General features: G+C 51.6%; 20 protein-coding genes. 13 read left to right on the forward strand and 7 right to left on the reverse strand.

Going from position 1 to position 26,313, the window contains the following annotated elements; all coding sequences use genetic code 11:
* Window positions 1-145: 145 nt before the first annotated feature.
* The 6 genes from purH (at window position 146) to rodA (ending at window position 7,468) form a co-directional block, all read left to right on the forward strand.
* Window positions 146-1,669 carry a bifunctional phosphoribosylaminoimidazolecarboxamide formyltransferase/IMP cyclohydrolase gene (gene purH / locus EV202_RS08175; RefSeq protein WP_131926624.1) on the forward strand — a complete coding sequence of 508 codons (1,524 nt, stop codon included), beginning with the start codon at window positions 146-148 and terminating at the stop codon, window positions 1,667-1,669.
* Between the two features lie 30 nt (window positions 1,670-1,699).
* Window positions 1,700-2,722: a rod shape-determining protein gene (locus tag EV202_RS08180; RefSeq protein ID WP_106041018.1), complete on the forward strand. Its 1,023-nt coding sequence runs from the start codon at window positions 1,700-1,702 to the stop codon at window positions 2,720-2,722.
* 29 nt (window positions 2,723-2,751) lie between these two features.
* Window positions 2,752-3,597, forward strand: a complete 846-nt coding sequence (gene mreC / locus EV202_RS08185; protein WP_131926626.1) for a rod shape-determining protein MreC — start codon at window positions 2,752-2,754, stop codon at window positions 3,595-3,597.
* A complete protein-coding gene (mreD, locus tag EV202_RS08190; protein WP_131926628.1) occupies window positions 3,597-4,094 on the forward strand; it encodes a rod shape-determining protein MreD in 498 nt (165 codons plus the stop codon). Before mreC ends, mreD begins: the two co-directional genes overlap by 1 nt.
* A gap of 70 nt (window positions 4,095-4,164) precedes the next feature.
* A complete protein-coding gene (gene mrdA, locus EV202_RS08195) occupies window positions 4,165-6,030 on the forward strand; it encodes a penicillin-binding protein 2 (protein WP_131926630.1) in 1,866 nt (621 codons plus the stop codon).
* Window positions 6,011-7,468: a rod shape-determining protein RodA gene (gene rodA / locus EV202_RS08200; protein WP_131926632.1), complete on the forward strand. Its 1,458-nt coding sequence runs from the start codon at window positions 6,011-6,013 to the stop codon at window positions 7,466-7,468. Before mrdA ends, rodA begins: the two co-directional genes overlap by 20 nt.
* Before the next feature lie 365 nt (window positions 7,469-7,833).
* Here the strand turns inward: rodA and EV202_RS08205 are convergent, their stop codons facing one another.
* The 5 genes from EV202_RS08205 to EV202_RS08225 all read right to left on the reverse strand — a co-directional run bounded on the left by EV202_RS08205 (window position 7,834) and on the right by EV202_RS08225 (window position 13,919).
* Entirely contained in the window at window positions 7,834-8,319 is a 486-nt protein-coding gene (locus EV202_RS08205) for a gliding motility lipoprotein GldH (RefSeq protein ID WP_125238868.1), read from the reverse strand.
* Window positions 8,297-9,700, reverse strand: a complete 1,404-nt coding sequence (locus EV202_RS08210) for a PSP1 domain-containing protein (protein WP_131926634.1) — start codon at window positions 9,698-9,700, stop codon at window positions 8,297-8,299. Before EV202_RS08210 ends, EV202_RS08205 begins: the two co-directional genes overlap by 23 nt.
* A gap of 76 nt (window positions 9,701-9,776) precedes the next feature.
* Window positions 9,777-10,904, reverse strand: coding sequence for a DNA polymerase III subunit (locus EV202_RS08215; protein ID WP_131926636.1), 1,128 nt, complete (start codon window positions 10,902-10,904; stop codon window positions 9,777-9,779).
* 60 nt (window positions 10,905-10,964) lie between these two features.
* A complete protein-coding gene (gene metF, locus EV202_RS08220; protein WP_106070506.1) occupies window positions 10,965-11,918 on the reverse strand; it encodes a methylenetetrahydrofolate reductase [NAD(P)H] in 954 nt (317 codons plus the stop codon).
* A 93-nt stretch (window positions 11,919-12,011) separates the two neighbouring features.
* Window positions 12,012-13,919, reverse strand: coding sequence for a fimbrillin family protein (locus EV202_RS08225; protein WP_131926638.1), 1,908 nt, complete (start codon window positions 13,917-13,919; stop codon window positions 12,012-12,014).
* A 171-nt stretch (window positions 13,920-14,090) separates the two neighbouring features.
* On the opposite strand from EV202_RS08225, the gene metA reads away from it, so the two are divergent.
* The 3 genes from metA to EV202_RS08240 are packed head-to-tail and all read left to right on the forward strand — an operon-like array spanning window position 14,091 to window position 17,945.
* Complete coding sequence (metA, locus tag EV202_RS08230; protein ID WP_106069275.1) at window positions 14,091-15,008, forward strand: homoserine O-acetyltransferase MetA; 918 nt, start codon at window positions 14,091-14,093, stop codon at window positions 15,006-15,008.
* Between the two features lie 56 nt (window positions 15,009-15,064).
* A complete protein-coding gene (locus EV202_RS08235) occupies window positions 15,065-16,918 on the forward strand; it encodes a peptidase U32 family protein (protein WP_131926640.1) in 1,854 nt (617 codons plus the stop codon).
* A complete protein-coding gene (locus tag EV202_RS08240; RefSeq protein ID WP_394336134.1) occupies window positions 16,908-17,945 on the forward strand; it encodes a hypothetical protein in 1,038 nt (345 codons plus the stop codon). The genes EV202_RS08235 and EV202_RS08240 overlap by 11 nt, the downstream gene beginning before the upstream one ends.
* A gap of 2 nt (window positions 17,946-17,947) precedes the next feature.
* Here the strand turns inward: EV202_RS08240 and EV202_RS08245 are convergent, their stop codons facing one another.
* Window positions 17,948-20,392 (reverse strand): TonB-dependent receptor, encoded by a 2,445-nt coding sequence (locus tag EV202_RS08245; protein ID WP_131926642.1) that lies wholly within the window; start codon window positions 20,390-20,392, stop codon window positions 17,948-17,950.
* Between the two features lie 327 nt (window positions 20,393-20,719).
* Here EV202_RS08245 and EV202_RS08250 point away from each other — a divergent pair, with 327 nt between their 5' ends.
* The gene (locus tag EV202_RS08250) at window positions 20,720-21,028 is read left to right on the forward strand and encodes a phage integrase SAM-like domain-containing protein (protein ID WP_131926644.1); all 309 of its coding nucleotides are present in this window, start codon (window positions 20,720-20,722) and stop codon (window positions 21,026-21,028) included.
* Window positions 21,029-21,071: 43 nt separating this feature from the next.
* Here the strand turns inward: EV202_RS08250 and EV202_RS15045 are convergent, their stop codons facing one another.
* Window positions 21,072-21,245: a hypothetical protein gene (locus tag EV202_RS15045; RefSeq protein WP_165899411.1), complete on the reverse strand. Its 174-nt coding sequence runs from the start codon at window positions 21,243-21,245 to the stop codon at window positions 21,072-21,074.
* A 583-nt stretch (window positions 21,246-21,828) separates the two neighbouring features.
* Between EV202_RS15045 and EV202_RS08255 the strand changes: the two genes are divergently transcribed.
* The 3 genes from EV202_RS08255 (at window position 21,829) to EV202_RS08265 (ending at window position 26,230) form a co-directional block, all read left to right on the forward strand.
* The gene (locus EV202_RS08255) at window positions 21,829-23,487 is read left to right on the forward strand and encodes a helix-turn-helix transcriptional regulator (RefSeq protein ID WP_131926646.1); all 1,659 of its coding nucleotides are present in this window, start codon (window positions 21,829-21,831) and stop codon (window positions 23,485-23,487) included.
* A gap of 398 nt (window positions 23,488-23,885) precedes the next feature.
* Window positions 23,886-25,169, forward strand: coding sequence for a DUF3575 domain-containing protein (locus EV202_RS08260; RefSeq protein WP_131926648.1), 1,284 nt, complete (start codon window positions 23,886-23,888; stop codon window positions 25,167-25,169).
* A gap of 11 nt (window positions 25,170-25,180) precedes the next feature.
* Window positions 25,181-26,230 carry a DUF5119 domain-containing protein gene (locus EV202_RS08265; protein WP_131926650.1) on the forward strand — a complete coding sequence of 350 codons (1,050 nt, stop codon included), beginning with the start codon at window positions 25,181-25,183 and terminating at the stop codon, window positions 26,228-26,230.
* Window positions 26,231-26,313 lie beyond the last annotated feature (83 nt).

The following is a 26,313-nucleotide window of genomic DNA, read 5'->3' on the forward strand; positions in this document are numbered from 1 at the left end:
AAAGGCGGCAAACCGGTGACGGGTGTCGCCTTTTTTAATTATGCCTAATTTATTGTATATGAATGTATGTACGAATAAACAAAATTTGTAACTTTGCACATTCAGAATAGAATATACATACGCATACTTTTTAATACGCAAATCCATGTCTGAAACAAAAAGAATCAAAACAGCTTTGGTATCCGTTTACCATAAGGAAGGTTTGGACGAAATCATCACCAAACTACACGAAGAAGGGGTCGAATTTCTCTCGACCGGAGGCACCCGACAATTTATAGAATCCTTGGGCTATCCCTGTAAAGCTGTGGAGGACCTCACTTCTTATCCTTCCATCTTGGGCGGACGCGTAAAGACGTTGCATCCGAAGGTTTTCGGGGGTATCCTTTGCCGTCGCGGATTGGAGCAGGATATGCAGCAAATCGGTAAATATGATATTCCCGAAATAGACCTTGTCATCGTCGACCTTTATCCGTTCGAGGCTACTGTTGCCGGCGGTGCCGATGAACCGGCCATTATCGAGAAGATAGACATAGGCGGTATCTCTTTGATTCGTGCTGCAGCCAAGAATTATAGCGACGTGGTTATCGTTGCTTCGCAGGCTCAGTATCAGCCGTTCCGCGATATGTTGATGGAACACGGCGCCGTTACTTCGCTCGAAGAACGCCGTTGGTTTGCCAAAGAAGCCTTTGCCGTTTCTTCCCACTACGACTCGGCCATCTTCAACTACTTTGATGCCGAGGAAGGCTCGGCGTTCCGCCAATCGGCCAATAATCAGAAAATGTTGCGCTATGGAGAGAATCCGCATCAGAAAGGTTACTTCTACGGAAACCTCGACGCCATGTTCGACCAGATTCATGGAAAAGAAATCTCTTACAACAACTTGCTCGACATCAATGCCGCCGTCGAGCTGATCGACGAATTCGACGATGTCACTTTCGCTATTCTGAAACATAACAATGCCTGCGGTTTGGCTTCCCGTTCCACCGTTCTGGAAGCATGGAAGGATGCTCTTGCCGGTGATCCGGTATCGGCCTTCGGCGGTGTTCTCATCACTAATGCGGTGATTGACAAGGCTGCTGCCGAAGAAATCAATAAGATTTTCTTTGAAGTGATTATCGCTCCCGATTATGACGTGGATGCGTTGGAAATCCTCGGCCAGAAGAAGAACCGGATTATCCTTGTGCGTAAACAGACGGCTCTGCCCAAGAAGCAGTTCCGCTCTTTGTTGAACGGTGTGCTGGTGCAGGACCGTGATCTGAAGGTAGAAACGCATGACGATTTGAAGACGGTTACCGCAAAGACGCCCACCGCTCAAGAAACGGAAGATATGCTTTTTGCGAATAAGATTGTGAAAAACAGTAAGTCGAACGCTATTGTGTTGGCTAAAGGCAAGCAGTTGCTGGCAAGCGGTGTGGGGCAGACCAGCCGTGTGGATGCGTTGAAGCAGGCCATCGAGAAAGCCAAGACTTTCGGGTTCGACCTGCATGGTGCCGTCATGGCAAGCGATGCTTTCTTCCCCTTCCCCGACTGTGTGGAAATAGCGGGCAACGAAGGAGTGACGGCCGTTATTCAGCCGGGTGGAAGCATCAAGGACGAACTGTCGTTTGAATATTGCAATGAACATGGCATTGCAATGGTCATTACAGGCTTCCGTCATTTTAAACACTAATTGTAATAACCTATAATAAAGTATCGTTAGATGGGATTATTCTCTTTTACTCAAGAAATAGCGATGGACCTTGGCACAGCCAATACCATCATCACCACGAATGGTAAGATTGTGGTGGATGAACCTTCGGTAGTGGCATTGGACCGTCGAACCGATAAGATGATTGCCGTGGGCGACAAGGCAAAGATGATGCACGAAAAGACCCACGAAAACATACGCACCATCCGTCCGCTTCGCGACGGCGTGATTGCGGATTTCTATGCTTGCGAACAGATGATTCGCGGACTCATCAAGATGGTGAATAACCGCAACCGCTTGTTCTCTCCTTCACTGCGCATGGTCATCGGCGTTCCTTCGGGAAGTACCGAAGTGGAACTGCGTGCCGTGCGCGACTCTGCCGAGCATGCCGGCGGACGTGACGTTTACCTGATTTTCGAACCGATGGCTGCCGCTATCGGTATCGGTATCGACGTGGAGGCTCCCGAAGGAAACATGATTGTGGATATAGGCGGAGGTTCTACGGAAATCGCCGTAATCTCATTGGGAGGTATCGTGGCCAATAACTCCATCCGTATTGCCGGTGATGATCTTACCGCCGATATTCAGGAGTACATGAGCCGTCAGCACAACGTGAGGGTCAGCGAACGTATGGCCGAGCGTATCAAAATAAACGTGGGTGCCGCACTGACCGATTTGGGTGAGGATGCACCGGAAGATTATATCGTTCATGGGCCGAACCGTATCACGGCATTGCCGATGGAGGTGCCCGTGTGCTATCAGGAAGTGGCGCATTGTCTGGAGAAGTCCATCTCCAAAATTGAGACTGCCATTCTGAATGCATTGGAGAATACTCCTCCCGAACTCTATGCCGATATTGTACACAACGGCATTTATCTGGCCGGTGGAGGCGCTTTGCTTCGCGGATTGGACAAACGTCTGACGGATAAAATAAACATCCCGTTCCACATTGCCGAAGACCCTCTGCACGCAGTGGCCAAAGGTACGGGCATAGCGTTGAAGAATGTTGAGCGCTTCTCGTTCTTGATGAGATGACGGACAACCCCATTCAATAGCTTGTCGATATGCGGAATTTACTGAACTTTCTTATTAAATACAATTACTGGTTCTTCTTTCTGTTGTTAGAGGTGACCAGTTTTGTTTTATTGTTTCGCTTCAACCGCTACCAGCAGAGTGTGTATTTCACCTCTGCCAATAGTGTGGCGGGAAAGATTTATGAAGTATCGGGAGGCATCACTTCCTATTTTCATTTGAAGTCGGTCAATGAAGACCTGCTCGACCGCAACATGTGGTTAGAGCAGCGTGTCTCTTTTCTGGAGAATACGTTGAGAGAGAAAGGACTCGATTCCGTGAAACTTTATAGCATGGCTCGGCTGGCTCCTGCCGAATACCGTATTTTCAAGGCGAACATTATAAAGAACAGTCTGAATAAGGCCGATAACTACATTACCTTGAGCTGTGGAACGCTGGATGGCATCGCCCCTGAAATGGGAGTGGTGGATGCCAATGGGGTAGTGGGAATCGTTTATAAGACGTCTCCCCATTATTCGCTGGTGATTCCGTTGCTGAACAGCAAGTCCAGTATCAGCTGTAAGATTGTGGGCAGTGACTATTTCGGTTATCTGAAGTGGGAGGGAGGAGATTCCCGTTTCGCTTATCTGAAGGATTTGCCCCGTCATGCGGAGTTCAATCTGGGCGATACGGTAGTGACCAGCGGTTATTCGACCGTATTCCCCGAAGGTATTGTAGTGGGTACGGTGGATGACATGTCCGATTCGCACGATGGGCTTTCCTATTTGTTGAAGATAAAGCTGGCTACCGACTTCGGAAAAGTGAGCAATGTGCGTGTCATATCCCGTAGCGGGCAGGAAGAACAGAAGGCATTGGAAAAGGAGAAGGAGATGGAGTAATGGCGATCAGTTATTTACATAAGATAGGGTGGTTTATCGGTTTGGTGCTGTTGCAGGTGCTGATATTGAATAATGTGCATATCATGGGATATGCCACACCGTTTCTGTACATTTATTTAATACTGAAATTCGAGTCGGACGCTTCTCGCAATGAGTTGATGTTGTGGGCGTTCTTTCTGGGATTGACCGTGGATGTTTTTTCCGATACGCCGGGGATGAATGCGGCGGCTGCGGTGTTGCTGGCTTTCCTGCGACCTATGTTCCTTCGTTTGTTCATTCCTCGTGATACGTTGGACGGTATTGTGCCTACTGTGCGTGCAATGGGCTTTTCGCCTTTTTTGAAATATTTGGTTGTCGGTGTTTTTGTGCATCATGGAATGTTGCTTGTTGTGGAGTTCTTTTCTTTGGCTCATATAGGAGCGCTGTTTCTGAGGATTGCGACAAGCACGCTCCTTACGGTGGGATGCATTATGGCGGTGGAGGGGATTAGACGTTAGATGTGAGGTGTTGGACATTAGACGTCAAGGATTAGCATAGAAGATTTTGATGTTGTAGCATGTAGGACAGATGAAGGATTATGTATTGGAGAAGCGGAAGTATGTGATAGGGGCGGTGGCTGTAGTTATCGTCTTCATCTATGTGTTCCGCCTGTTCGATTTGCAAATCATGACGGATGCCTATAAGAAGAATGCGGACAGCAACGCTTTTCTGAATAAGATACAATATCCTTCCCGGGGGGCAATCTACGACCGCAACGGCAAGTTGCTGGTGTTCAACCAGCCTGCTTATGACATTACGTTTATTCCTCGTGAGGTGACCGGTCTGGACACGTTAGACCTTTGCCGGACATTGAACATCACGATGGAGCAGTTTGAAAAGCGTATGAAGGACGTCAGAAACCGTTGGATGAATCCCGGTTATTCCAAATATACGCATCAGGTGTTCATGACCCAGCTTTCTGCCGAAGAGAGCGGGGTGTTTCAGGAGAAACTGTTCAAGTTCCCCGGTTTTTATATCCAGAGGCGTACCATCAGGCAATATACCTACAATTCTGCCGGTCATGCGTTGGGCGACATCGGCGAGGTGTCGAAGCGAGACATCGAGAAGGACGATTACTATATCCGAGGGGACTATATAGGGAAGCAGGGCATCGAGAAATCTTACGAGAAATACCTGCGGGGCGAGAAAGGTGTGGAGATTCTGCTTCGCGATGCGCACGGGCGTATTCAAGGACATTATATGGACGGGAAACTGGATCGCCCGTCCGTGCCCGGAAAGAACCTGACATTGGGCATAGACATCGACTTGCAGATGCTGGGAGAACGTTTGTTGCAACATAAAATCGGGTCTATCGTAGCCATCGAGCCGTCCACCGGTGAAATCCTATGCATGGTGTCTTCTCCTTCTTTCGACCCCCATCTGATGATTGGACGCCAGCGGGGAAAGAACCACAGCCTGTTGCAAGCGGATAAGCGGAAGCCGTTGTTGAACCGTGCCATCATGGGAACTTATCCGCCGGGCTCCACCTTCAAGACGGCTCAGGCTCTGACTTTCCTGCAAGAGGAGATTATCCATGAAGATTATCCGGCCTATCCTTGTTCGCATGGTTTCAATTACGGCAACCTCCATGTGGGCTGTCATGCTCACGGCTCTCCCTTGCCTCTGATTCCGGCCATTGCCACTTCCTGCAATTCTTATTTCTGTTGGGGATTGTTCCGTATGTTCAGCGACAAGAAGTACGGTTCGCCGCAGAATGCTATCACGGTGTGGAAAGATCACATGGTGTCTCAGGGCTTCGGCTATCGGCTGGAGGTAGACCTTCCGGGCGAGCAGCGCGGGCTGATTCCGAACGCCAAGTTCTACGACAGGGCCTATCGGGGCTCATGGAACGGACTGACCGTTATCAGTATATCCATCGGACAGGGAGAGATTCTCACCACTCCGTTGCAGATAGCCAACCTTGCCGCAACCATCGCCAACCGTGGACACTTCATCACTCCGCATATCGTGAAGGAGATACAGGACAACGAGCTGGACAGCATTTATCGCTTTCCGCGTTATCCCACCATCGACCGCCGGCATTATGAAGAGGTGGTAAAGGGGATGCGTGCCGCCGTCACCGGAAGCACGGGAAGCGCCACATGCCGCATGGTGGGTTCCATTTTGCCGGGGGTGGAAGCCTGCGGCAAGACGGGTACGGCACAGAACCGGGGAAAAGACCATTCTGTCTTTATGGGTTTTGCTCCTATGGATAAGCCCAAGATAGCCATTGCCGTTTACGTGGAAAACGGAGGGTTCGGTGCTGTCTACGGTGTGCCCATCGGCGCCATGATGATGGACCAGTATCTGCACGGAAAGCTCTCGTCGGCAAACGAGGCGTTGGCCGAAGAATTCAGTAACAGGGTAATATTGTATGGTGACGAGGAGAGATAGTATATGGAAATCATTGGATTGGGTGACGATTACCGTCTACCTGATACTGATTGTGTTCGGCTGGTTCAGTGTGTGCGGGGCGAGTTATGACTATGGCGACCGCGACTTTCTGGATTTCTCCACCCGTGCCGGCAAGCAGTTTGTCTGGATTATCTGTTCGTTCGGTTTGGGATTTGTGCTGCTGATGCTGGACGATTCCCTCTATGACATGCTTTCCTACCTTATATATACAGGGCTGATATTGCTGTTGGTGGTCACGATATTCATTGCCCCCGACACGAAAGGCTCTCGTTCGTGGCTCATTTTGGGGCCTGTGAGCCTGCAACCGGCAGAATTTGCCAAGTTTGCCACGGCCTTGGCCCTTGCCAAATACATGAGTGCCTACTCCTTTACGATAAGAAACTGGAAGAATGCCTGTATGCTGGCTTTCCTCATCCTGCTGCCCATGTTGCTCATCATCATGCAGCGCGAGACGGGTTCGGCGTTGGTCTATTCCGCTTTCTTCCTCATGCTCTATCGGGAAGGAATGCCGGGCGGGGTGCTGTTCGTTGGGCTGTGTGCCGTTGTCTTCTTTGTGGTGGGCATCCGTTTCGATGCGGTGATGATGGCCGACACTCCCACCCCGGTAGGCGAGTTTGCGGTGTTGCTGATGGTGCTGCTGTCTGCTGCCGGCATGGTATGGGTGTACGAGAAGAGGTGGGAGCCTGTGCGTAATATGCTGGCAGGTTCATTGGGGGTGCTTTTCATTGCTTACCTGTTATCGGAGTATGTGATGCACTTCAACCTTGTGTGGGTGCAGTGGGGGCTTTGCGCTCTGGTCATCGGCTATCTCTTCTTCTTGTCGTTGGGGCAGCGGCGCCTGTCTTATTTTCTGATAGGCTTGTTTGCGCTTGGTTCCGTCAGTTTCCTTTATTCTTGCGATTACTTCTTTAATAATGTGCTGGAGTCCCATCAACAGATGCGTATCAAGGTGGTGCTCGGCATGGAAGAGGACTTGGCGGGTGCCGGCTATAACGTGAACCAGTCGAAGATAGCCATCGGTTCGGGCGGGCTGACCGGTAAGGGCTTTTTGAACGGGACGCAGACCAAGCTGAAGTACGTGCCCGAACAAGACACGGATTTCATCTTCTGCACGGTAGGCGAAGAAGAGGGCTTTATAGGTTCTACGGCCGTGTTGCTTTTGTTCCTCGTCCTGATATTGCGGCTGATTACGCTTGCCGAACGACAGTCGACGACGTTCGGGCGTGTGTATGGCTATTCGGTGCTTAGTATATTCCTGTTCCATCTGTTCATAAACATCGGCATGGTGCTGGGGCTTACTCCGGTCATCGGTATTCCGTTGCCTTTCTTCAGCTACGGCGGTTCTTCGCTTTGGGGATTCACCATCCTGTTGTTCATCTTCCTGCGCATCGATGCGGGGCGTAACCGCAGACTTTAGGCGGCTGCCCGGCAGTTGCATGGTTTCTTTCTTCTTCAAACCGCCTTCCCTCCTTCGCTCCGTTTCTCTATTTTGTTGTGTTCCTCCATCTCCTTTGTCGTTGTCGGTGAGGAGATGCCTGCAAACTTCTGCAAAGTTATTGCAGTGCTACTGCAAATATGCTTGCAGCGTCACTGCAATGTGGTTGCAGTGAGAGTGCAACAGGCTTGCAGCAGTACTGCAATGGTGTTGCAGTAACGCTGCAACGAGTTTGCAGTGGCACTGCGTTGAGCATGCAGTGGAGTAAAGACAAGGATAGTGAGACCTCTGTCGGGAATCCTGCGAGACAAAGACAACGTTGAAGAGAAAGTTGCGGGGCGTATGCGCTACTTCCACAGCCTGATGCCGACATCGTTGATTCCCGGCAGAATGGAGTCGGGCAGCGTATGGGATATCTTGAAAAGGTATGTGCCGGGCTTACCGATGCGGATATTGCCTGCGGGAAAGTCGGTCAGGTAGAGGCCTCCCCAACCGTTGCCTTGCCATGCTCCCGTCTTGTCGGCTAAAGTCAGTTGCAAGGTGTCTGCCGGAAGCGGGACGCTGTCGGGGGGAGTGCAGCAGACGGACAGGTTGAGGTTTTGGTAGGGATAGTTGTTGCGGTTCCGCACTTCTACGGAAAGCCGGTAGAGCGTGAGCGAGTCGTTAACCTCCGCCTTGAAGAATAGCGTGTCCGTGCGTTGCCAGCCCTTCGAGGGGAGGGGTTGGAAAGCATGATACACCGTTTGTCTGTCGCAAGCAGTCCACAGGCTTGCGACAAACAACAGTATGATACCTTTCAGGCGGAGATTCCTATGCTTGAGCGGGTTTGTCATTGGCGGCAGGTCTTTCTCCTTGAGGTTTGGGAGTGTTGTTGCGGAGCGGCCGGCGGTTGTTGTTCTGCTGCTGCGGACGTTCGCCTTGTCTCGCTTCTTTCTGTCCGGGCTGTTGCCCTCCTTGTTTCTGAGAAGTCTGTCCCTGCTTGGGTTGCTGTTTTTGTCCGGCTGCCGACTGCCCTTGTCTGGCTTGCTCCTTTGCCCCGTTGTTTCGCAAGGCGGCATCTTGCTGCTCTCCGTTCTGTGGACGACCGTTGCCGTTGTTGTTCTTCTTCTTTTTCTTGTTGCTGCCGTCGTTGTTCTCGCCTCCGTTTTTGTTCTTGCGGTTGCGGTCGAAGCGGGTGAGGCTTTCCTGCTCCAGCAAATCCACGGGTCTCTTGGCTTCGGGACGCTGGGAGTCTTCCGAGAGGCTGTCGGGCTTGATGCCCCGTTTGTTCAGGCCGATGATTTCAAAAGCGCGTCTGCCGCTGATGGTCACTAAGTTGGCAGGGATGTTCTTGTCGGTAGAGTAGGTAATCTGGTTGCTTAAGATATCCGCCTTGAAGAAGTAGAACACACCGTCTTTGGTTTCCAACTCAATCTCTCTGGAGGGCAGGCGCTTCTGTGCCTCGACGTAGCAATCCACTTCGTAGTTGAGGCAACATTTCAGCTTGGCACATTGTCCGGCAAGTTTTTGCGGGTTCAGCGAGATGTCCTGAAAGCGAGCGGCACTGGTAGACACCGAAACGAAAGAGGTCATCCACGTGGAGCAGCATAGCTCGCGGCCGCAGGGACCGATACCGCCGATGCGTCCGGCCTCTTGGCGGGCGCCGATTTGCTTCATCTCGATGCGCACGCGGAAAGCATCGGCAAGCACTTTGATGAGTTGCCGGAAGTCCACGCGCTCGTCGGCAATGTAGTAAAAGATGGCCTTGTTGCCGTCTCCCTGATACTCCACGTCTCCTATTTTCATGTTAAGCTGGAGGTTCAGGGCTATCTGTCGTGCCCTGATCATGGTGGCGTGCTCGCGCTCTTTCGCCTCGTTGTATTTCTCCATATCCACCGGTTTGGCTTTGCGGTAGATACGTTTAATGTCGGTTTCCGACTTGATGTTGGCCTTGCGCATTTGGAGCGGCACGAGGCGTCCCGTCAGAGTCACCACACCGATGTCGTGTCCGGGATTGGCCTCTACGGCAACGATGTCTCCTTTCTCCAGCTCTATCTTGTTGCTGTTGCGGAAATATCCCTTGCGGGTGTTCTTGAACTGAACTTCCACCAGATCGTTTTCTTCGGTGTTGCCGGGTATGTCGGCCAGCCAGTCGTAGGTGTTCAGTTGCTTATCCTGTTTGCCGCAACTCTTGCAGCACAGTTTTCCGCTTCCGTTATATAGTTTGTATTCCATCTCTTTATATATTATTTTTTGACTATTGGTTTATTTATTGTTTCAATGCTTTTTCGTCCGGTGCTTCCGCTTGTTGTTACTGCTTCAGCAATACAATCATCTTCAGCGAGAAATCGAAAAACACCATGCGTGCGTTTACGTTCTGCTCGATGTGTATCTGGGCTTCGCTCAGTTCGTCCATGATGCCCGTCACGTTTCGCTCGTTGACGAACGGGGCAAAACGGGTGGCGAAGTTCTGTTCGGGCACGGTCATGTAGTTCATCTCCTTCCGGTGCAGGTTGTAGATGAAGTTTTCCCGTATCATGCGCTGGCAATATTCCAAGAAGTTCTTTTGCCGTTCGCGCCCCATACCGGCCACTTGTTCGCTCCATTGCTTCATCTCCCTTATCTTGCGTTGGTAAGAGAGGCGCATCAGGCTGACGAAGAGGTTGAAAAACAACTCGTTCTCTTCGTTCAGGTGAATGGTTTCCAATGCTTTGATGAAGTTTCCGTTGGCCAGATGGGCAATGGCTTCGCTGTCTGCCTGTTGCACGCCGTACTTCTCTCGCAAAGCTTTCGCTATGTCCGTTTCCTCAATCAGAGGAATGTTGAAGCGCTGTGTGCGGCTGATGATGGTGGGCAGAATCATTTCGGGAGTCTCGGAAACCAGCAGGAATACGGTTTTTTCCGGTGGCTCCTCCAACAGTTTGAGCAACTTGTTGGCACAGACTTCATGCAGCTTTTCGGGTAGCCATACGATGGTTGTCTTATATCCTCCTTCGCTCGACTTCAGGCTGAGCTTGCGGATTATCTCGTCACTTTCTTTGGCGTAGATGATGGCCTGCCCGTTCTCCGCTTCCATCTCGTTCAGCCAATGGTTGAGGCCGAAATAAGGAGTGGTAAGCATCAAGTGCCGCCACTCGGCGATGTAGTCGTCGCACACCTCTTTTTTCCCTTTGGCGTTCTTCACGATGGGAAACATGAAATGAACGTCGGGGTGCACCAGTTTGTTCCACTTCACGCACGAGGGGCAAGTGCCGCAGGCATCCGTATCCGTGCGGTTGGGGCAGCAGATGTAGCGGGCGTAGGCCAGTGCCAACGGCAGTTTGCCGACTCCGGGAGGGCCGCAGAAAAGTTGCGCATGCGGGATGCGTCCTTCTTGTACCTCCTGTATCAGCCTTTGCTTGGCGGCTCCTTGTCCTATTACATCATTAAAACCGAACACGATATTTATATTGTTTGCTGTTTGATAATCTACGATTTACTGTTTGCGTGAGAAAGCCGGTTAATAAATCTGCCGGGCCACTTCCTTTATGCTGTCCGTGGCACCTACGGAATAGAAGTGCAGGCTCGGCACACCCTTTGCTATCAGCTCCTTGCATTGCTGCACGCACCATTCGATGCCTACCTGTTGCACCTCCTTGTCGCTTTTGCATTTCAGCACCTCTTTGGTCAACTCTTCGGGCAAGTCTACCTTAAAGGTTTTGGGTATCATGTTGATTTGCGACAGTTTCTTGAGGGGCTTGATGCCCGGAATGATGGGGATGGTGATGCCTTCGAGGCGGGCGCGTTCCACAAAGTCGAAGAACTTGCGGTTGTCATAGAAAAGCTGGGTGACGGCATATTCGGCTCCGGTTTCCATCTTCTTCTTCAGCCAGTAGATGTCCGTATGTATGTTGGGCGCCTCTTCGTGTTTCTCCGGATAGCAGGCCACACCGTAAGAGAACGGTGTCTTGGTGATTTTCATCTCGGAGCCGTCCACAAATATGCCCTTGTTGAAGTTGTTGATTTGCTCTTGCAGTTCGATGGCGTGGTGATATCCGTTGCCTTCGGGGGTAAACGCGGACTCGTGCTTGGCCTTGTCGCCACGCAGCACCAATAAATCCGTGATGCCCAGAAATTGCAGGTCGAGCAATACGTATTCCGTATCTTCGCGCGTGAATCCGCTGCAAAGGATATGCGGCACCATGGTGATGTTGTATCTGTTCTGGATAGCGGCGGCTACGGCAACCGTTCCCGGACGGCGGCGCAAGCGGTTGCGTTGGTACAATCCGTTGCCAAGGTCTTTGTACACATACTCGCTGCGATGGGTGGTGATATTGATGTATTTGGGGTCGAACTCCCGTAGCGTATCGATGGTTTCGTACAGCTTTTCGATTCCGGTTCCTTTCAACGGCGGCAATATCTCGAAAGAAAAAGCTGTCTTTTCATGACTGTTTATCAGGTCTATTACTCTCATTTCTTTTTCGTTGTTTTTTGTCCTTGTGGCAAAAACATTACACATTGGGACAAAAATACGAAAAAGAAATGAGATATGCTGAAACAGAAGCCTCTATTCTTTGATACAGCGTATGGAAAGGGCTTTATAGTACTCTTGCCCGGTGATGTGGGCAGGCTGCCTGATGAATTCATCGCTTTCACCCAAAAAATATACAGTGTTCTCCGAAAGGGTGTTTCGGGTCTTGTCCCAGCTCCAGAAAGCGGTCATCTTCTGTGCGCTGTAATGTGCTCCTTTATACCACATCCCCACCGGAAAAGCGTTGAACCGGGCACGGTTATTTGTCGGCAAGGGTTCTCCGGATATCATTGTTTGCCACTCTCCGGCTTTCAAAACAGAGGCGTCATTGCCGAGATACTCCTTTAGTGCTTCCCAGTCTTCGTCCGAAGGAATCTTCCATCCTTCAGGGGCTAATTCTCCTGCCAATATGGCTTCGCCGTTGTAAAAATAAATGGTAAGTCCGTCCGGTTTGTAATAGCCGGCTTTGTCTTTGCCTAATGCGGTCTGTTGGCTCAGGTTCGTCCCATTTCGGTAGCTTGTGGCACGTAGTTCTTTTCCCATCCAGTATTGTTTTCCTATCTTGGTGATGGGATACTGGTCTATGATTCCTTTTCTTATGTCCAGCAAGGTATGGCTGGCCACATTCACTTTGACGGCATTTTCCGGTTTCCTCAAAGACAACTTATGGGCGGCATCTATGTAAAGTTTATCGACGGAAGCAGTATCTCCTTGAGTGTAAGAGAAACCGTGGCCGTATGTGTTCCAACTTATTTTTCCTCCGCAGATGTTGTCGGTGCAATCCATGAGTTGCAATACAATGCCGTTACTTAAATCGGCCTTTTCGTTTTCTCCCATAGGATAGGCTGTGAGGGCTCTGGAGGTTAGCGTCCCCGATCTAAGATATTCTTGGCAAATTTCTGCCACAGGCATTCCTTCGTGATAGACCCTGTAAATATTGGATTGTGAAAAAGAGAGTGCCGAGAGATGTATGGCGGTATAGTCGGCCGTGTTGTCGGTCTCAATGGCTTCCACGTTCTCCCAAGCCTTGATTTGTCCGGCAAATCCATTCAGTATGTTGCTGGTGCTTTGTATGGCAGACACATTGATGGAACATTGCATGTTGCTCCCTATCTTCATGCTTGGTATGGCGCAACTGTATAACCGTCCGCTCCATTCAATGATGAAAAAATACTTCCCTTCCTCTATGGCCTGCGGTATGATGATGATTTCCTTTCCCACCAGTTTGTTGTCTTTCACGCTCCATACTCCGGAGGCTATGATGTCTTTCGTCCCTTCAAGATTGCTGAATGTTCCGTCCTCCAGATTATAGTCGGCGGATGTTTTGAACCCGGTGGCTATGATTCGCGGGTTGGCTTTCAACAAGTTATCGGCCTTATTGCCCGTGCCGGGAATGAGCGTGACGGTCAGCTTGGCGAGTTTATGTTGGAATTCAAGTGCCACTGTCTTGCTTTTACCGGTAATGTTCTTTGCCGTAGCCACTAAGAAATCGCTCTGCGAGCGGCTCTTCTCGTTACTCTGATCGGTCTGCACCGATACGGGAAGGGTGGAAGTGCCCTCCGGTACACCTTCAGATTGATAAGGATAATAACTGATGAAATTCAGTGGCACATCCCCTTCGGGATAAAATACGGTTTTCTTCGGAACGAGCGTAGAGCCTTCGGTATACTCCAAAGGCAGATTGTTGATGTATCGCTTCCCTTTGATGGAACTTGACGAGGTAGTGGCGATGAGTCCCATTTGGTCTCCTTTTTCAAAAAGGTTACCGGTTACTTTGGTGGTTGCTTTTTTTATCTTGACGGAAAAGGAGATGGGGATAGTTCCTTCTTCTAATTCCGTCTCTGCATCTTCGCCGATGCTGTTTACACATGCGGTATTGCAAAAAACAATACTGCAAAGCAAGACCGCATTAAGTAATCTTGTTAAAAAGCTTTGTCTTTTCATAATATAATCAGATATATTTTGGTAAACAGATGCAAATATAATCAAATGTGTTAAAAGAGAAAGCGTAAATCAATAAAATCTTTTATAATTTATTTATTACACTTTGTTTTTTATCTAACTTTACACGCTAAAATCATATATAATAACAAGTTAAATCATAGACATCGTTTCATGCCTTTAAATTTACCCGATAAGCTGCCCGCTATCGAGTTGCTCAAAGAAGAGAATATTTTTGTTATCGACAACTCTCGGGCAACCCAACAAGATATCCGGCCTTTGCGCATTGTCATCCTGAACTTGATGCCGTTGAAGATTACAACGGAGACCGATCTGGTACGTTTGCTATCCAACACCCCTCTTCAGGTGGAAATCTCGTTCATGAAGATCAAGAGCCATACCCCTAAGAATACCCCGATAGAACATATGAAGGCATTCTATACGGATTTCTACAAGATGCGTGGCGAGAAGTACGACGGTATGATTATTACCGGTGCCCCGGTGGAGCAGATGGATTTTGAGAAGGTGTCTTATTGGAATGAGATGACCGAAATATTCGATTGGGCGCGTACGCACGTAACATCCACCCTCTATATCTGTTGGGCGGCTCAAGCCGGACTTTACTATCACTACGGTATCCCCAAATATCCTTTGGAAAAGAAAATGTTCGGTATCTTCGAACATCGCACCTTACTTCCGTTGCATCCTATCTTCAGAGGATTTGACGATGTGTTCCACGTACCTCACAGCCGCCATACCGAAGTGCGCAGGGAAGACATCCTGAACGTGCCCGAACTCACTTTGCTTTCCGAATCGAAAGAGGCCGGCGTATATATGGCCGTGGGGCGCGGTGGACGTGAGTTCTTTATAACCGGTCATTCGGAATACTCCCCGTTGACGTTGGACACGGAATATCGTCGTGATTTGGCTAAGGGATTGCCCATCGAAGTTCCTTGCAACTATTATGTAGACAACGATCCCGACAAGGAAGTGCTGGTGCGTTGGCGTGCCCATGCCAATTTGCTGTTCTCCAACTGGCTGAACTACTTCGTATATCAGGAAACTCCATATAATATAGAAGAGATTGAATAATACCGGCAGTGCCGGAGGAGAATACCGGATTTCCTCCGCTCTTGTAGCTGAATAGTATGGTTAAACAGAGAAAAATAGAGTTGCTGGCTCCGGCAAAGAATCTGGAGTGTGGCATTGAGGCGGTCAACCACGGGGCGGATGCGGTGTATATCGGTGCGCCTAAGTTCGGTGCCCGTGCTGCGGCAGTCAATTCGTTGGAAGACATTGCGGCATTGGTGGCGTATGCCCATTTGTACAATGTTCGTATATACGTCACGGTCAATACCATTCTGAAAGAAGAAGAACTGGAGGAGACGGAAAAGATGATTTGGGCCTTATATCGTCTGGGGGTAGATGCCTTGATTGTGCAGGACATGGGTATCACCCGGTTGAATCTGCCTCCTTTGCCTCTTCATGCAAGCACGCAGATGGACAACCGCACTCCTGAGAAAGTACGCTTCCTGGCCGAAGCAGGTTTTCGTCAGGTGGTGTTGGCGCGCGAACTTTCTTTGCGCGAGATAGGGCAGATTCATGCTGCTTGTCCTACGGTGCCGCTCGAGGTGTTTGTGCATGGAGCATTGTGTGTGAGTTATAGCGGGCAATGCTATGTCAGTCAAGCCTGTTTCGGACGCAGCGCCAATCGCGGAGAGTGTGCACAGTTTTGTCGGTTGCCATTCAGCCTGCAAGATGCGGACGGGAAAACCATTGTGCGCGACAAGCACTTGCTCTCCTTGAAAGACCTGAACCAAAGCGAGGTGTTGGAGAGCCTGCTGGATGCCGGCGTCACTTCCCTGAAGATTGAAGGACGCTTGAAAGACGTCACTTATGTGAAGAATGTGACGGCTGCTTACCGCCAAAAACTGGATGCTGTCTTTGCACGCCGTCAAGAATATGTCCGTGCTTCTTCGGGTACGTGCCGTTTTGATTTTAAGCCCCAATTGGATAAGAGTTTCAGTCGCGGTTTTACCCATTATTTCCTGTACGAGCGCGAGCAAGGCATTGCTTCGTTCGATACTCCGAAGTCGTTGGGTGAAGAGATGGGAACCCTGAAGGAACTGCGTGGCAATTACCTCACGGTGGCCGGGGTAAAACCCTTCCATAATGGGGATGGAGTCTGCTTTTTGGACGAACAGGGGCGTTTGCAGGGCTTTCGCATCAACCGGGTGGATGGCAACAAGCTTTATCCGGCGGGAGAGATGCCCCGCATCAAACCGCGTACTCCTCTTTACCGCAATTTCGATCAGGAATTCGAGCGTCTGCTCACCCACAAGTCGTCCGAGCGCAAGATACGTGTCGGCTGGGAATTGGCCGATACGGCTTTTGGCTTCAGCCTGACCCTTGCCGACGAGGACGACAATCGGGTGACGCTCTCTTTCCCTTACTCGAAGGAAGAGGCGCGTACCCCGCAGGCAGATAATTTGCGCACCCAACTCGCCAAGTTGGGCAATACGCCGTTCGAGGTGGGTGGTGGCCTTTCCGATGACGCTTCGGGCATTGACCTGAACCTTTCACACAACTGGTTCTTGCCGGCTTCTGTGGTGGCTGACTGGCGGCGTCAGGCTGTGGACAAACTGGTGTCGGTGCGCCGCATCAACTACCGGCGCGAGACGGCCGTATGGAAGCCGACCAAGCATGCGTTCCCGACAACATCGCTGACCTATTTGGGCAATGTGATGAACAGTGCCGCCCGTAGCTTTTATCTGGCTCATGGTGTCTCTTCCGTGGCTCCCGCCTACGAAGCACAGGCCGTTCCGGATGCTGCGCTCATGTTCTGCAAGCATTGCCTGCGTTTCAGCATGGGGTGGTGTCCTACCCACCAGAAAGGACGCTCGCCTTATCGCGAACCCTATTATTTGGTGGGGACGGATGGCAAACGGTTCAAGTTGGCTTTCGATTGTAAGAACTGCCAAATGAAGGTCTATGCGGAGTAGGGAAGGGACATATCAGGAAGGGCGATGCCTCGACCGGGTGCACGGTGCGGAGAGAAGCTTGCGCAGGGCGATGGTTCGGGTGTTCTTGCTGTTCTTCTCTTTGATGGCGGCCTCTTGCCACTATTCCCGTCCGAATCTGGAGGATGAGAGCCTGAGCGCAGATACCCGCGACTCGCTGGCCTACCTCTTTGAGCGTCACTACACTTGGAATACAAATCTGGAAGTGCGGGCCGACTCCGTCAATCTGGCTTGCTTGCCGGTGAAGGATTGTTACAACATGCTGCATAAGGGCGATAGGGTGGTGGTGGCAGAGTTCGCTGTCCATCCGACGGATAGTGTGGATAGCATCTGGGTGAAGCTGGCTCACTCGCAGGAGATTCAGGGCTGGTTGCGAGAGTCGGAAATGATGCGTGCATTTGTTCCCACCGACAGCATTTCGCAGGCTATTTATCTTTTCAGTGATACCCATGCCTCTTATTTCATAGCTGTTTTTGCCCTGTTTGTGCTGGTCTGGCTTTTCCGTACTTTTCGGCGTAAGCAGCTCAAGCTGGTTTACTTCAATGATATAGACAGTGTCTATCCGTTGCTGCTTTGTTTATTGATGGCATTCAGTGCCACGGTCTATGAGTCCATGCAGGTCTTTGTGCCCGAAACATGGCAGCATTTCTATTTCAATCCCACCTTGTCTCCTTTCAAGGTGCCCTTCATCCTTTCTGTTTTTCTGATGAGCATTTGGCTGTTCATCGTGGTGCTACTGGCTGTTCTGGATGATTTGTTCCGCCAACTCTCTCCGTCGGTGGCCGTATTCTATCTGTTGGGATTGGCTTCGTGCTGCATCTTCTGTTATTTCTTCTTTATTCTGGCTACACATATTTATATAGGCTATCTGTTTCTGGCAGCTTTCGTGTGGGTGTTTTTCAAGAAACTGCGTTTGTCGTTGGCCGCTTCGCGCTACCGTTGCGGCAAGTGCGGACAGAAGATCCGGGAGAAAGGCATCTGTCCGCACTGTGGTGTTATGAATGAATAGGATTAGAAGCGGCATCGTAGTTCCACTCCTGCCTGGATGGGGCTTCCTTTTTGTTGCAGTCCGTTACCCATGCTTTCAAAGTAGAAGGCTGTATAGTCTCTGTTCAGGGCATTGCGCACCCAGAAGTCTATCTGTCCGTTGCCTTTCTGGAAACTGACGCGTCCGTTCAGTGTGCCGTAAAAGGCTTGGCTCGCTGTATTTGCTTCGTTCCAGTAGATGCGTCCTGCTCCGGTGTAGTTGGCGTTCAGCCGGATGCGGTCCAATAAGCATCCCGGATTGATGCGGAAGATATACTGTCCGCCTATGTTCATCGTATGCTTGGGTACGAACGGGGCATAATTGCCGTTATAGCTGATTGTCTGAAGGTTACTGTTCACGGTGGTATAGTCCTTGAATGTGGCATACGTATATCCATAGCCGGCGTTCAGTGTAAGCTCCGTGGTGACGGCAACGGCCAGTGACGCTTCCGCTCCGAGGCTGCGGCTCTTTCCGGCGTTCACTGTCTCACGTCCCAATCCGCTTTGGGCAAAGTGGGATATCTGTTGGTCTTTGGTGTCCATCAGGAAGAAAGAGGCGTCTGCCTGCAAGCGTCCGCCTGCAAGGTTCAGGTGCGTACCTATTTCATAGTTCCATGTCTGTTCGGGTTTATAGATCACGGCTGTCTGTACATCGGGCTTCCGGCCTCCGGCAGGCATGTTTTTGTTTACCGGTTCTTTGTAGTTATCGGGAACTCCGGGCAGGATGGCTTCTTTGGTCTGTTGCATCATGTCGCTTCTCAGGCTGCTTTGCAGCAAGTCCGAAAACATCTGTATGTTGTATCCGCCCGAACGATACCCCTTGCTCACGGTGGCATATACATTGCCTTTATTCTCTTTGAAGTCATATTGCAAGGCTATCTTCGGCAGCAGTTGCAAGTAATCTTTGTCGAGAGAACCTTTATAGCCTGACACGACGGTCATCGGTGTTTCGGGCATCATGGCAATCTCTCTGACTACGGTTTCGCCCCTCTTCATTTTTCCTTGGATGGCCACGGTGTAGTCCATCGAAGTGCCTGATTGGTAGGCCAGTTTCATCCGTTCATAATCCAAACGCAATCCGGCAGTGAGCGAAAGCCCGCTGATTCCGAACAAGTCTTTGAAAGTAGATTGATGGAAGATGGCTCCGTTCATCAAAGGAGTATCGAAATCGCCGTTGATGTGCATCAAGGGACTTGTTATGTTCAGAGAGGGCAAGATGCCCATGCTCATACCCTGTCCCATAGGCACGTCGATCGAAGGTATTACCGCTCCGAGCATTCTTTTTAACATCCTCATTCCGTCTTGGCCGAAGTTCACCGGTCCTGCCGTACGCAACCACTGGTAGAAGCCGAAGGCTCCCGTTGTCCATTGCCAACGGCGTCCGGGTTTCGATTTGAGAACAATCTCTTCGCTGAGGGCGTTCATCTTCTGTTTCTGTTCGATGTTGAAGATGGCCGAGGGCGTAAAGTCCTGATCCATGAACATGCGGTCTTTCAGAAACTGGTAGCCGGTGACGGCACTCAGGATGAAGTTACGGGCCTGGTATTCCAAGTTCAATCCTGCATTCAGCAGGTTGCGATAGTAGCTGCTCCGTTCGTTGTTGGCTATTTTCCCGATGTAGGGCTTCAGTACCTCACTTTGTTTTCCGGCGTTCAGGCTTCCCATGTAGTAATAAGGATATCCGTTCTGGTCGCTATATTCGTAGCTTACGTTCAGGTCAATCTTCCAGTTCTCGGAAGGGAGGCAGATGGCGCGCATGCGTCCGCCTGCCGCCTGTCCTCGGTCGGCTTTCTCGTTGCGTGCACTGTTGTGGAAGAACCCACCCTGATAGTCGTAGAACCCTCCGGCCGAGAAGGCGAACCGTTCAGAGATGCGGTGATAGTGGGTGATGGAAGTGTTGTAGGCATTGTGCGTGCTTGCTCCCATGCGGAAGTCCGTGCCCTGATAGGAGAAGGGCGATTTGGTGTGTACCTTGATGAGGCCACCCATGGCGTTGCGGCCGTAGAGTGTGCCTTGCGGTCCGCGCAGCACATCGATGCGTTCCACGTCTGCATAGCTGAAGTCGAATGCCGACTTGTCTATGTAGGGTATATTGTCCACATAGAGGCCTACCGATGGAGTATTGATGCGCGAGCCTATTCCGCGGATATAGACGGCAGAGGTCAGTCGCGAGCCGTAGTCGGGAATAAACATATTGGGTACAAGCCCTGTCAGGCTCTTGATGGACCTTACTTGTGCGTTTTGCATGTCCTGTTGCGAAAGCAGGGTCATGGAGGTAGGCTGCTCACGCAGTTTGCGGGTTTCCTTGGGTGCCGCAATCACCAGCACCTCTTCTACATCTACCACTTTCAGCGTATCCAGCTCGTCGGCCGATACGATGCCGGCGGTGAGCAGCGCAAGGAATGAAATAAATAATCTGTATCTGTTCATAAGTCATTATAATTTTGGTTGCAAAGTAACGGCTATTTGCCGGGATGTGCAATCCTCATTTATTAGGATAAGTTCGCTATTTTCAGAATCATGTTGACCGAGTGCCATTGCACTAAATCCTGTTCAATGACGGGCTTCTTTTCTTGTTTAAGGGTTACATCTTATTTTTGTATGCGCATTATCAATTCTATAAATCCATTACGCATATGTTCAGTATTCTATCTTATTTCAAAAGGCAGGATGGGCACCAAAGAGTAAGTCCCGTTAGCAAAAGAGACAAGGAAAAGAAAGTAAGTAAAGAAAGTAAAAGGGCAAAGCACCTCGCCCTTGCTTTCGGAGTTTGTCTATGCGGCGGCCCGTGGCGTAAGCCCCTTCACTGCCCAGAACTACCGCACGGCGGTGCGCTCGTTCATCCGCTTCAACGGCGGCAGGGACGTGCCGCTCTCCTCGCTGAATGCCGATGCCGTGCGCTGCTACGAACGCTGGCTTCACGGCCGGGGCGTGTGCCCCAATACCTCCTCCTGCTACATGAGCTCCCTGCGCGCCATCTACAACAAGGCGGCCGCAAAGCGCCTCGTGAAGGACAAGGCACCGTTCAAGGGCGTGTTTACGGGCAACGAGCGCACAGTCAAGTGAAGCATCGGGGCGGAGGAGATGCGCAGGCTGGTACTCTGCTTCCTCACCACTCCCTGCGGGGAAGAGGCCGGGCGTAGAGCTGCCGGTCATCTCCAAGGGGCTGGGGCACACCGACACCGAGACTACGCTCATATACATCGAAGGGATAAAGGGCGAACGGCTGGCGGAAGGCAACCGTGAACTGCTGGAAAGGATTTCCGGGTGTTTTTTTTCTCAAAGAAATTATCTTTCAGCCATATCCCTCCTCCGCGGACAGAACGGCCGCGCCTTCAGTGCCCCCGATTTCGGGGGAACTCTTGAGGAGGGGTTATGCTATTATATGCTATGCTATGTGTACCAAATGTTACATTTATGACGCTTGACTTTTCAGAATCATGTTTCATCAGAGCGTTATTTTGTAAAGAATTAATATCAATCGATTATCAAGTGACACCCCTTGCGAGAGATACCTGTAGGCGGGCCTCGGTGGGGATATATCTCCACCGTGCCGGATGTATATGCGGAGTGTGCTGCATCTATAGTTCCAGCATGGAGAATCTATATAGCGAGTTGGGGCAGGGAGAAGGAAACGATAAGGGGTAAATATTTTTCCTCCTGAAAAAAGTGTCTGCCACAGAACAAATTTCCGCTTGGACTTTGCGAGCATAGCGGTAAGCGTTTAAATGTTATGTATGTTCTGTTTAACAAATGTTCTTTAGCTCATCATTGACCGTTTCTATAATCGCCATATTGCTAATAATCAAAAAAGAGTTTGTAGAATTATATCGAACTCATTATTTTTGCAGTCATTTTAGATAATTATGAAATTATTCATCGTTTGCTTATTGGGCTTGTTTACGGTATATTGCCATGCCGCAGACACGCTCGACATCGACTATATAGATAAACTGTACGTCCGAGAGCCGCAACGTGCCTACCGTCTGTTGGAACCTGCACGAAAGCGGCTGGAACGGGAGGGCTGGAAACATAAAAGCCGCATGCGATATGAACGGGTGGCAGGGTTTGTCTGCCTGAACAACAATCTTTATGCCGATGCCCTGCGCCACGCCCTTGCCATGCAGCAACTCGGCAGCAAGGATCAAGGAAACATCTTGGATGGGCTGGACATTCAATGCCGGCTTGCAGACAAGCTCGGACAATACGAGCAGTTGGCGAGACTGGTAGACCAAATAAGGCAAGAAACGAAGAAGATAACCGACAGACACCCTCGCGAACGTGCAATCAAAGCCTACTATACCCTTCTATGTGAGTACTATAAGACAAGAGCGCTATCGAAGAGCGGACAAACGGACAAGGTCATGCAGTCATGGCATGAGGCACGGGCCATGCTGAACTTATTCGCCGACGACCCTAATGAGAATGTCCGTGGCAACTGCGCCATCATGCGGCACTCTTTCGATTTATTACTTGCCGACATCTACATTGACGGAGGCGAACCCAATAAGGCTGCCGCCTATATTCCCGATGCCGTTCAAGAGCTCAACAGGGAACAACAGGATGGCGGTGACGGGGCTACTGACCATGCAGGCTATGATATTCACCGCATGTACTTTAATCTCGCTCTCGGGCATGCCCTTGTCAAGTGCGGGCGAAAAGACGAAGCGTTGAAAGCTGCCGCCGGAGCCGACTCGCTGTTCCATAAATACCCTCCCATGGAAAATGCGCTCGGGTCACTTTTAAGTATCTATGTCGAGGCAAACAGCATCCCGGAAAATATCCTGTCCTTGGGTGAGGATTTCTACCGCAATAATCTCGCTACTCCATCCGTCGAACTGCTCTCTGTCTGCAACAGTCTGCTGCAAATCTACATCCGCCAAGGTGAGAAGGTAAAAGCCGAAGCTATGGCGGGCGAGGTGAAACGCATCAACGACTTCATCCACCGCGAAAACATGGAGTTCTACGATGTGCTGAGCGAGAACAGCTCCCTGCGCGTGTCGTATTACAAGCAACGCGTCTATAAAATGGTGGCCACAGGCGTGGCTACAGCTCTTGTCATTATCATCGTCACCATGATTTATTTCCACCTCCGGCGGCTTCACGACAACCAATACCTATATAAATATGTACGGTTGGCGGTACAACAAACCCCGGCCAAGCGAGCCGACAACCCTAAAACGGAAGAGAATCTGCAAGAACAAATAGAAACTTTACTTTCCGAGAACAACAACTTCTTGTCTCAGGACTTCAACACCGGCTGCCTTGAGACCCGATTGCAGATGAAACGGTATGCCATCGACCAACAACTGGCGGAGAACTGCCATACCTCGCTGAACGACATTGTAACCAACCTGCGGTTGCAACATGCCTGCAAGCTGTTGGAGCAGACCGACTATGTATTGGAGTACATCGCTACCCAGTCCGGTTTCGGCACCCTCCGTACTTTCTATCGCCAGTTTAAAAAGAAATACAATCTTACTCCGACTGAATACAGGCGATTGGGACAAAAGAAGAACCAATAACCTCACTTCTTCAATGACAGTTTGATTACGCCTCGGCCACGACATTACCACGGCCCGACCAAGGTATCGCCGGACAGCTGTACTGCCCACATACAGCCGCACTTCCTCAATATTCCACCTCTCCCCCTCCTTTTACACCTTTCTCAGGGGCTATGTCACCTTCTTTTCAATAATTTGTCACTATGTCACCCCCCCTTTTCCTACGGTTTCATCGAAATATTCATCTAATTTTGGCTTGTTAAACGAATTTTCAAGAACTTTTTTTGGAGGGATATAAACCGAACTTCAAAACAGAGTAAAAAAACAATGGAAAAATTAGAGAAGTTCCTAAAAAACGAATGAGATTACCAACTTTTAAAAGATTTATCTTATACCGAATTAACCCTTATTCACCGGCAATGAAAAGACCTATTATTCTTCTGCTTCTCCTGCTTCTTCTCGGCCATGTCCGGGGGCAGGAATCCGGAAACCGGCGGGGCCGCGACTCCGTCCGCATCCATTTCCGCCAAGGCGAGCCGTCTCTCGACCCCTCTTTCCACGGCAACGGCGACAAGCTCGACGCCTTCACCCTGCGCCTGGAGGCGTTGCTCTCGGACAGCACCTGCCGCGTGCGCGGCATACGCATGGTCTCGGGCGCTTCCCCCGAGGGAAGCACCGCCCTGAACAAGGCGCTGTCCGAACAGCGTGCCGTACACTTCTGGGACTATATCCGCGGCCGTTTCTCCGGCAGGGACATCCCCGTACTCTCACACGCCCCCGGCATCGATTGGGAACGGCTCATCCTGCTCACCGAGGCTGACGGCGGAGTGCCCCTGCGCTCCGAAGCCCTCGACATCCTGCGCCACACCTCCGAGTGGATTACCAGCGGCGGAGCGGTGCCCGACGAGCGCAAGCACCGCCTGGCCCTGCTTGGCGGGGGGCGTACGTGGCGCTACATGGAAGAGCACTTCTTTCCCGAACTGCGCACCTCCATGCTGGAGCTCTGGTACGAGTGCGTCTACCCCGAGGAGCGGACGGACACCGTGGTCGTGCAGCGGACGGACACGATGGAGGTGGCGCGTACCGACACCCTCGTGGTGCTGCGCACGGACACCATGACGCTTGCCGTTCCCGCGCCCCGGGCGCGCAAGCCTTTCCACATGGCCGTGAAGACCAACCTCTTGTATGCCGCCGTCGTCATTCCCAACATCGGGCTGGAGTTCCACCTCGGTGGCGGCTGGTCTGTGGCCGGTAACTGGATGTACACGTGGCTCAAGAACGACAGCCGCTACCGCTACCACCGGGTCTGCGGCGGCGACCTCGAGGTGCGCCACTGGCTGAGCCTCGGCCGCAAGCCGCTGACCGGGCACCACGTGGGGCTCTACGGCCAGCTGCTGACCTACGACCTCGAGTGGGGCGGCAAGGGCTACCTCGGCGACCGTTGGAGCTACGGCGGCGGCATCTCCTACGGCTACTCCGCCCCGATCGGGCGCAGGCTCAACCTCGACTTCACGCTGGGCATCGGCTACCTCGGGGGCGAGTATTACGAGTACGTCCCGCAGAACGGGCTCTACGTGTGGCGTACCACGAAGAACCGCCGCTGGTTCGGTCCCACGAAGGCCGAGGTCTCGCTGGTGTGGCTGCTGGGACACGGCAACTTCAACGTGAGGAAGGGAAAGCAGACAATGGATAACGCTAAATAAGGAGGACTATCATGGGAATGACAACGATAACTTCAAGCTCCGCAAGGAGAGAGACGACGAGAAGAAAGGCGGAGAGGGGCACGAACGCCCTGCACGCCTTGTGCGTGTCCGCGGCCGCCATCGGGCTGACCGCCTGCGTCACGCTCATAGCCACATTCATAGCCTGCACGTTCAGCTCGTGCGATCACAAGGACCTGTATTTCCCTTCCTCTCCCTTGGCGGAGGTGCGTGTGAAGTTCGACTGGAGCGCCGCCCCCGGCGCGCGGGCGGAAGGGATGAGCGCCTTCTTCTTCCCCGAGCAGGGTGGCGGGCCCATACGCTGCGACTTCTCCGACCCGGCCGGCGGCACGGCCAGGATACCGTGGGGGGACTACCGGGTGATATACCTGAACAACGACACCGAGACCATCCTGCTCCGTGGTACGGAAAGCTACGAGACCTTCGAGATATACACCCGCCCCACCTCTGTGGGCGAGACCATGAGCACCCGCAGCGAGCCGCGGGGCGCCAACCCCGGCGACGAGCCCGTGGTGCTGGCGCCCGAGGAGGTGTGGGGAGGCAGCTTCACGGGCGTGCGCCTCGCCGTCGGTGGGGAGCAGCCTTACACGCTGGTGCTGCCCGTGCATCCGAAGGTGTGCACCTGCAGCTTCGAGGTCAGGGCTGTGGAGAACCTCAAGTACGTCTCCTCTGTCGGGGCATCCTTCTCGGGCATGTCGGGCTCGCTTTTCATGGGCGACGGCTCGGCTTCCGGGCAGGGGAGCATGATCCCCTTCCCGGCCGACTCGGACGGTAAGTCCGTGATCACGGGCAGCACCTTCACCTTCGGCCTCTCGGCCGAGTCCGGGGCCACGCACGTGCTCACCCTCTACCTCATACTGGCCGACGGCAGCAAGTTCTACTACCGCTTCGACGTGACCCGCCAAGTGAACGAGGCTCCCGACAAGCGGCACGTGCGCATCGTGCTCGAGGGCCTCCCGCTGCCCAAGCCCATCGTCAACGGCGGAGGGTTCCATCCCTCGGTGGACGATTGGGAGACCGAGGAGATCCCACTCGGCGTTTGAGACGCCCCCGCATGATACATGCAAACGGATAATGCCATACGCATCCACCGTGATGCGGACCGTGATAATCACTTAATTAACTA

The organism is Prevotella heparinolytica, from assembly GCF_004342845.1.
In the GTDB taxonomy this organism is placed as follows: domain Bacteria; phylum Bacteroidota; class Bacteroidia; order Bacteroidales; family Bacteroidaceae; genus Bacteroides; species Bacteroides heparinolyticus.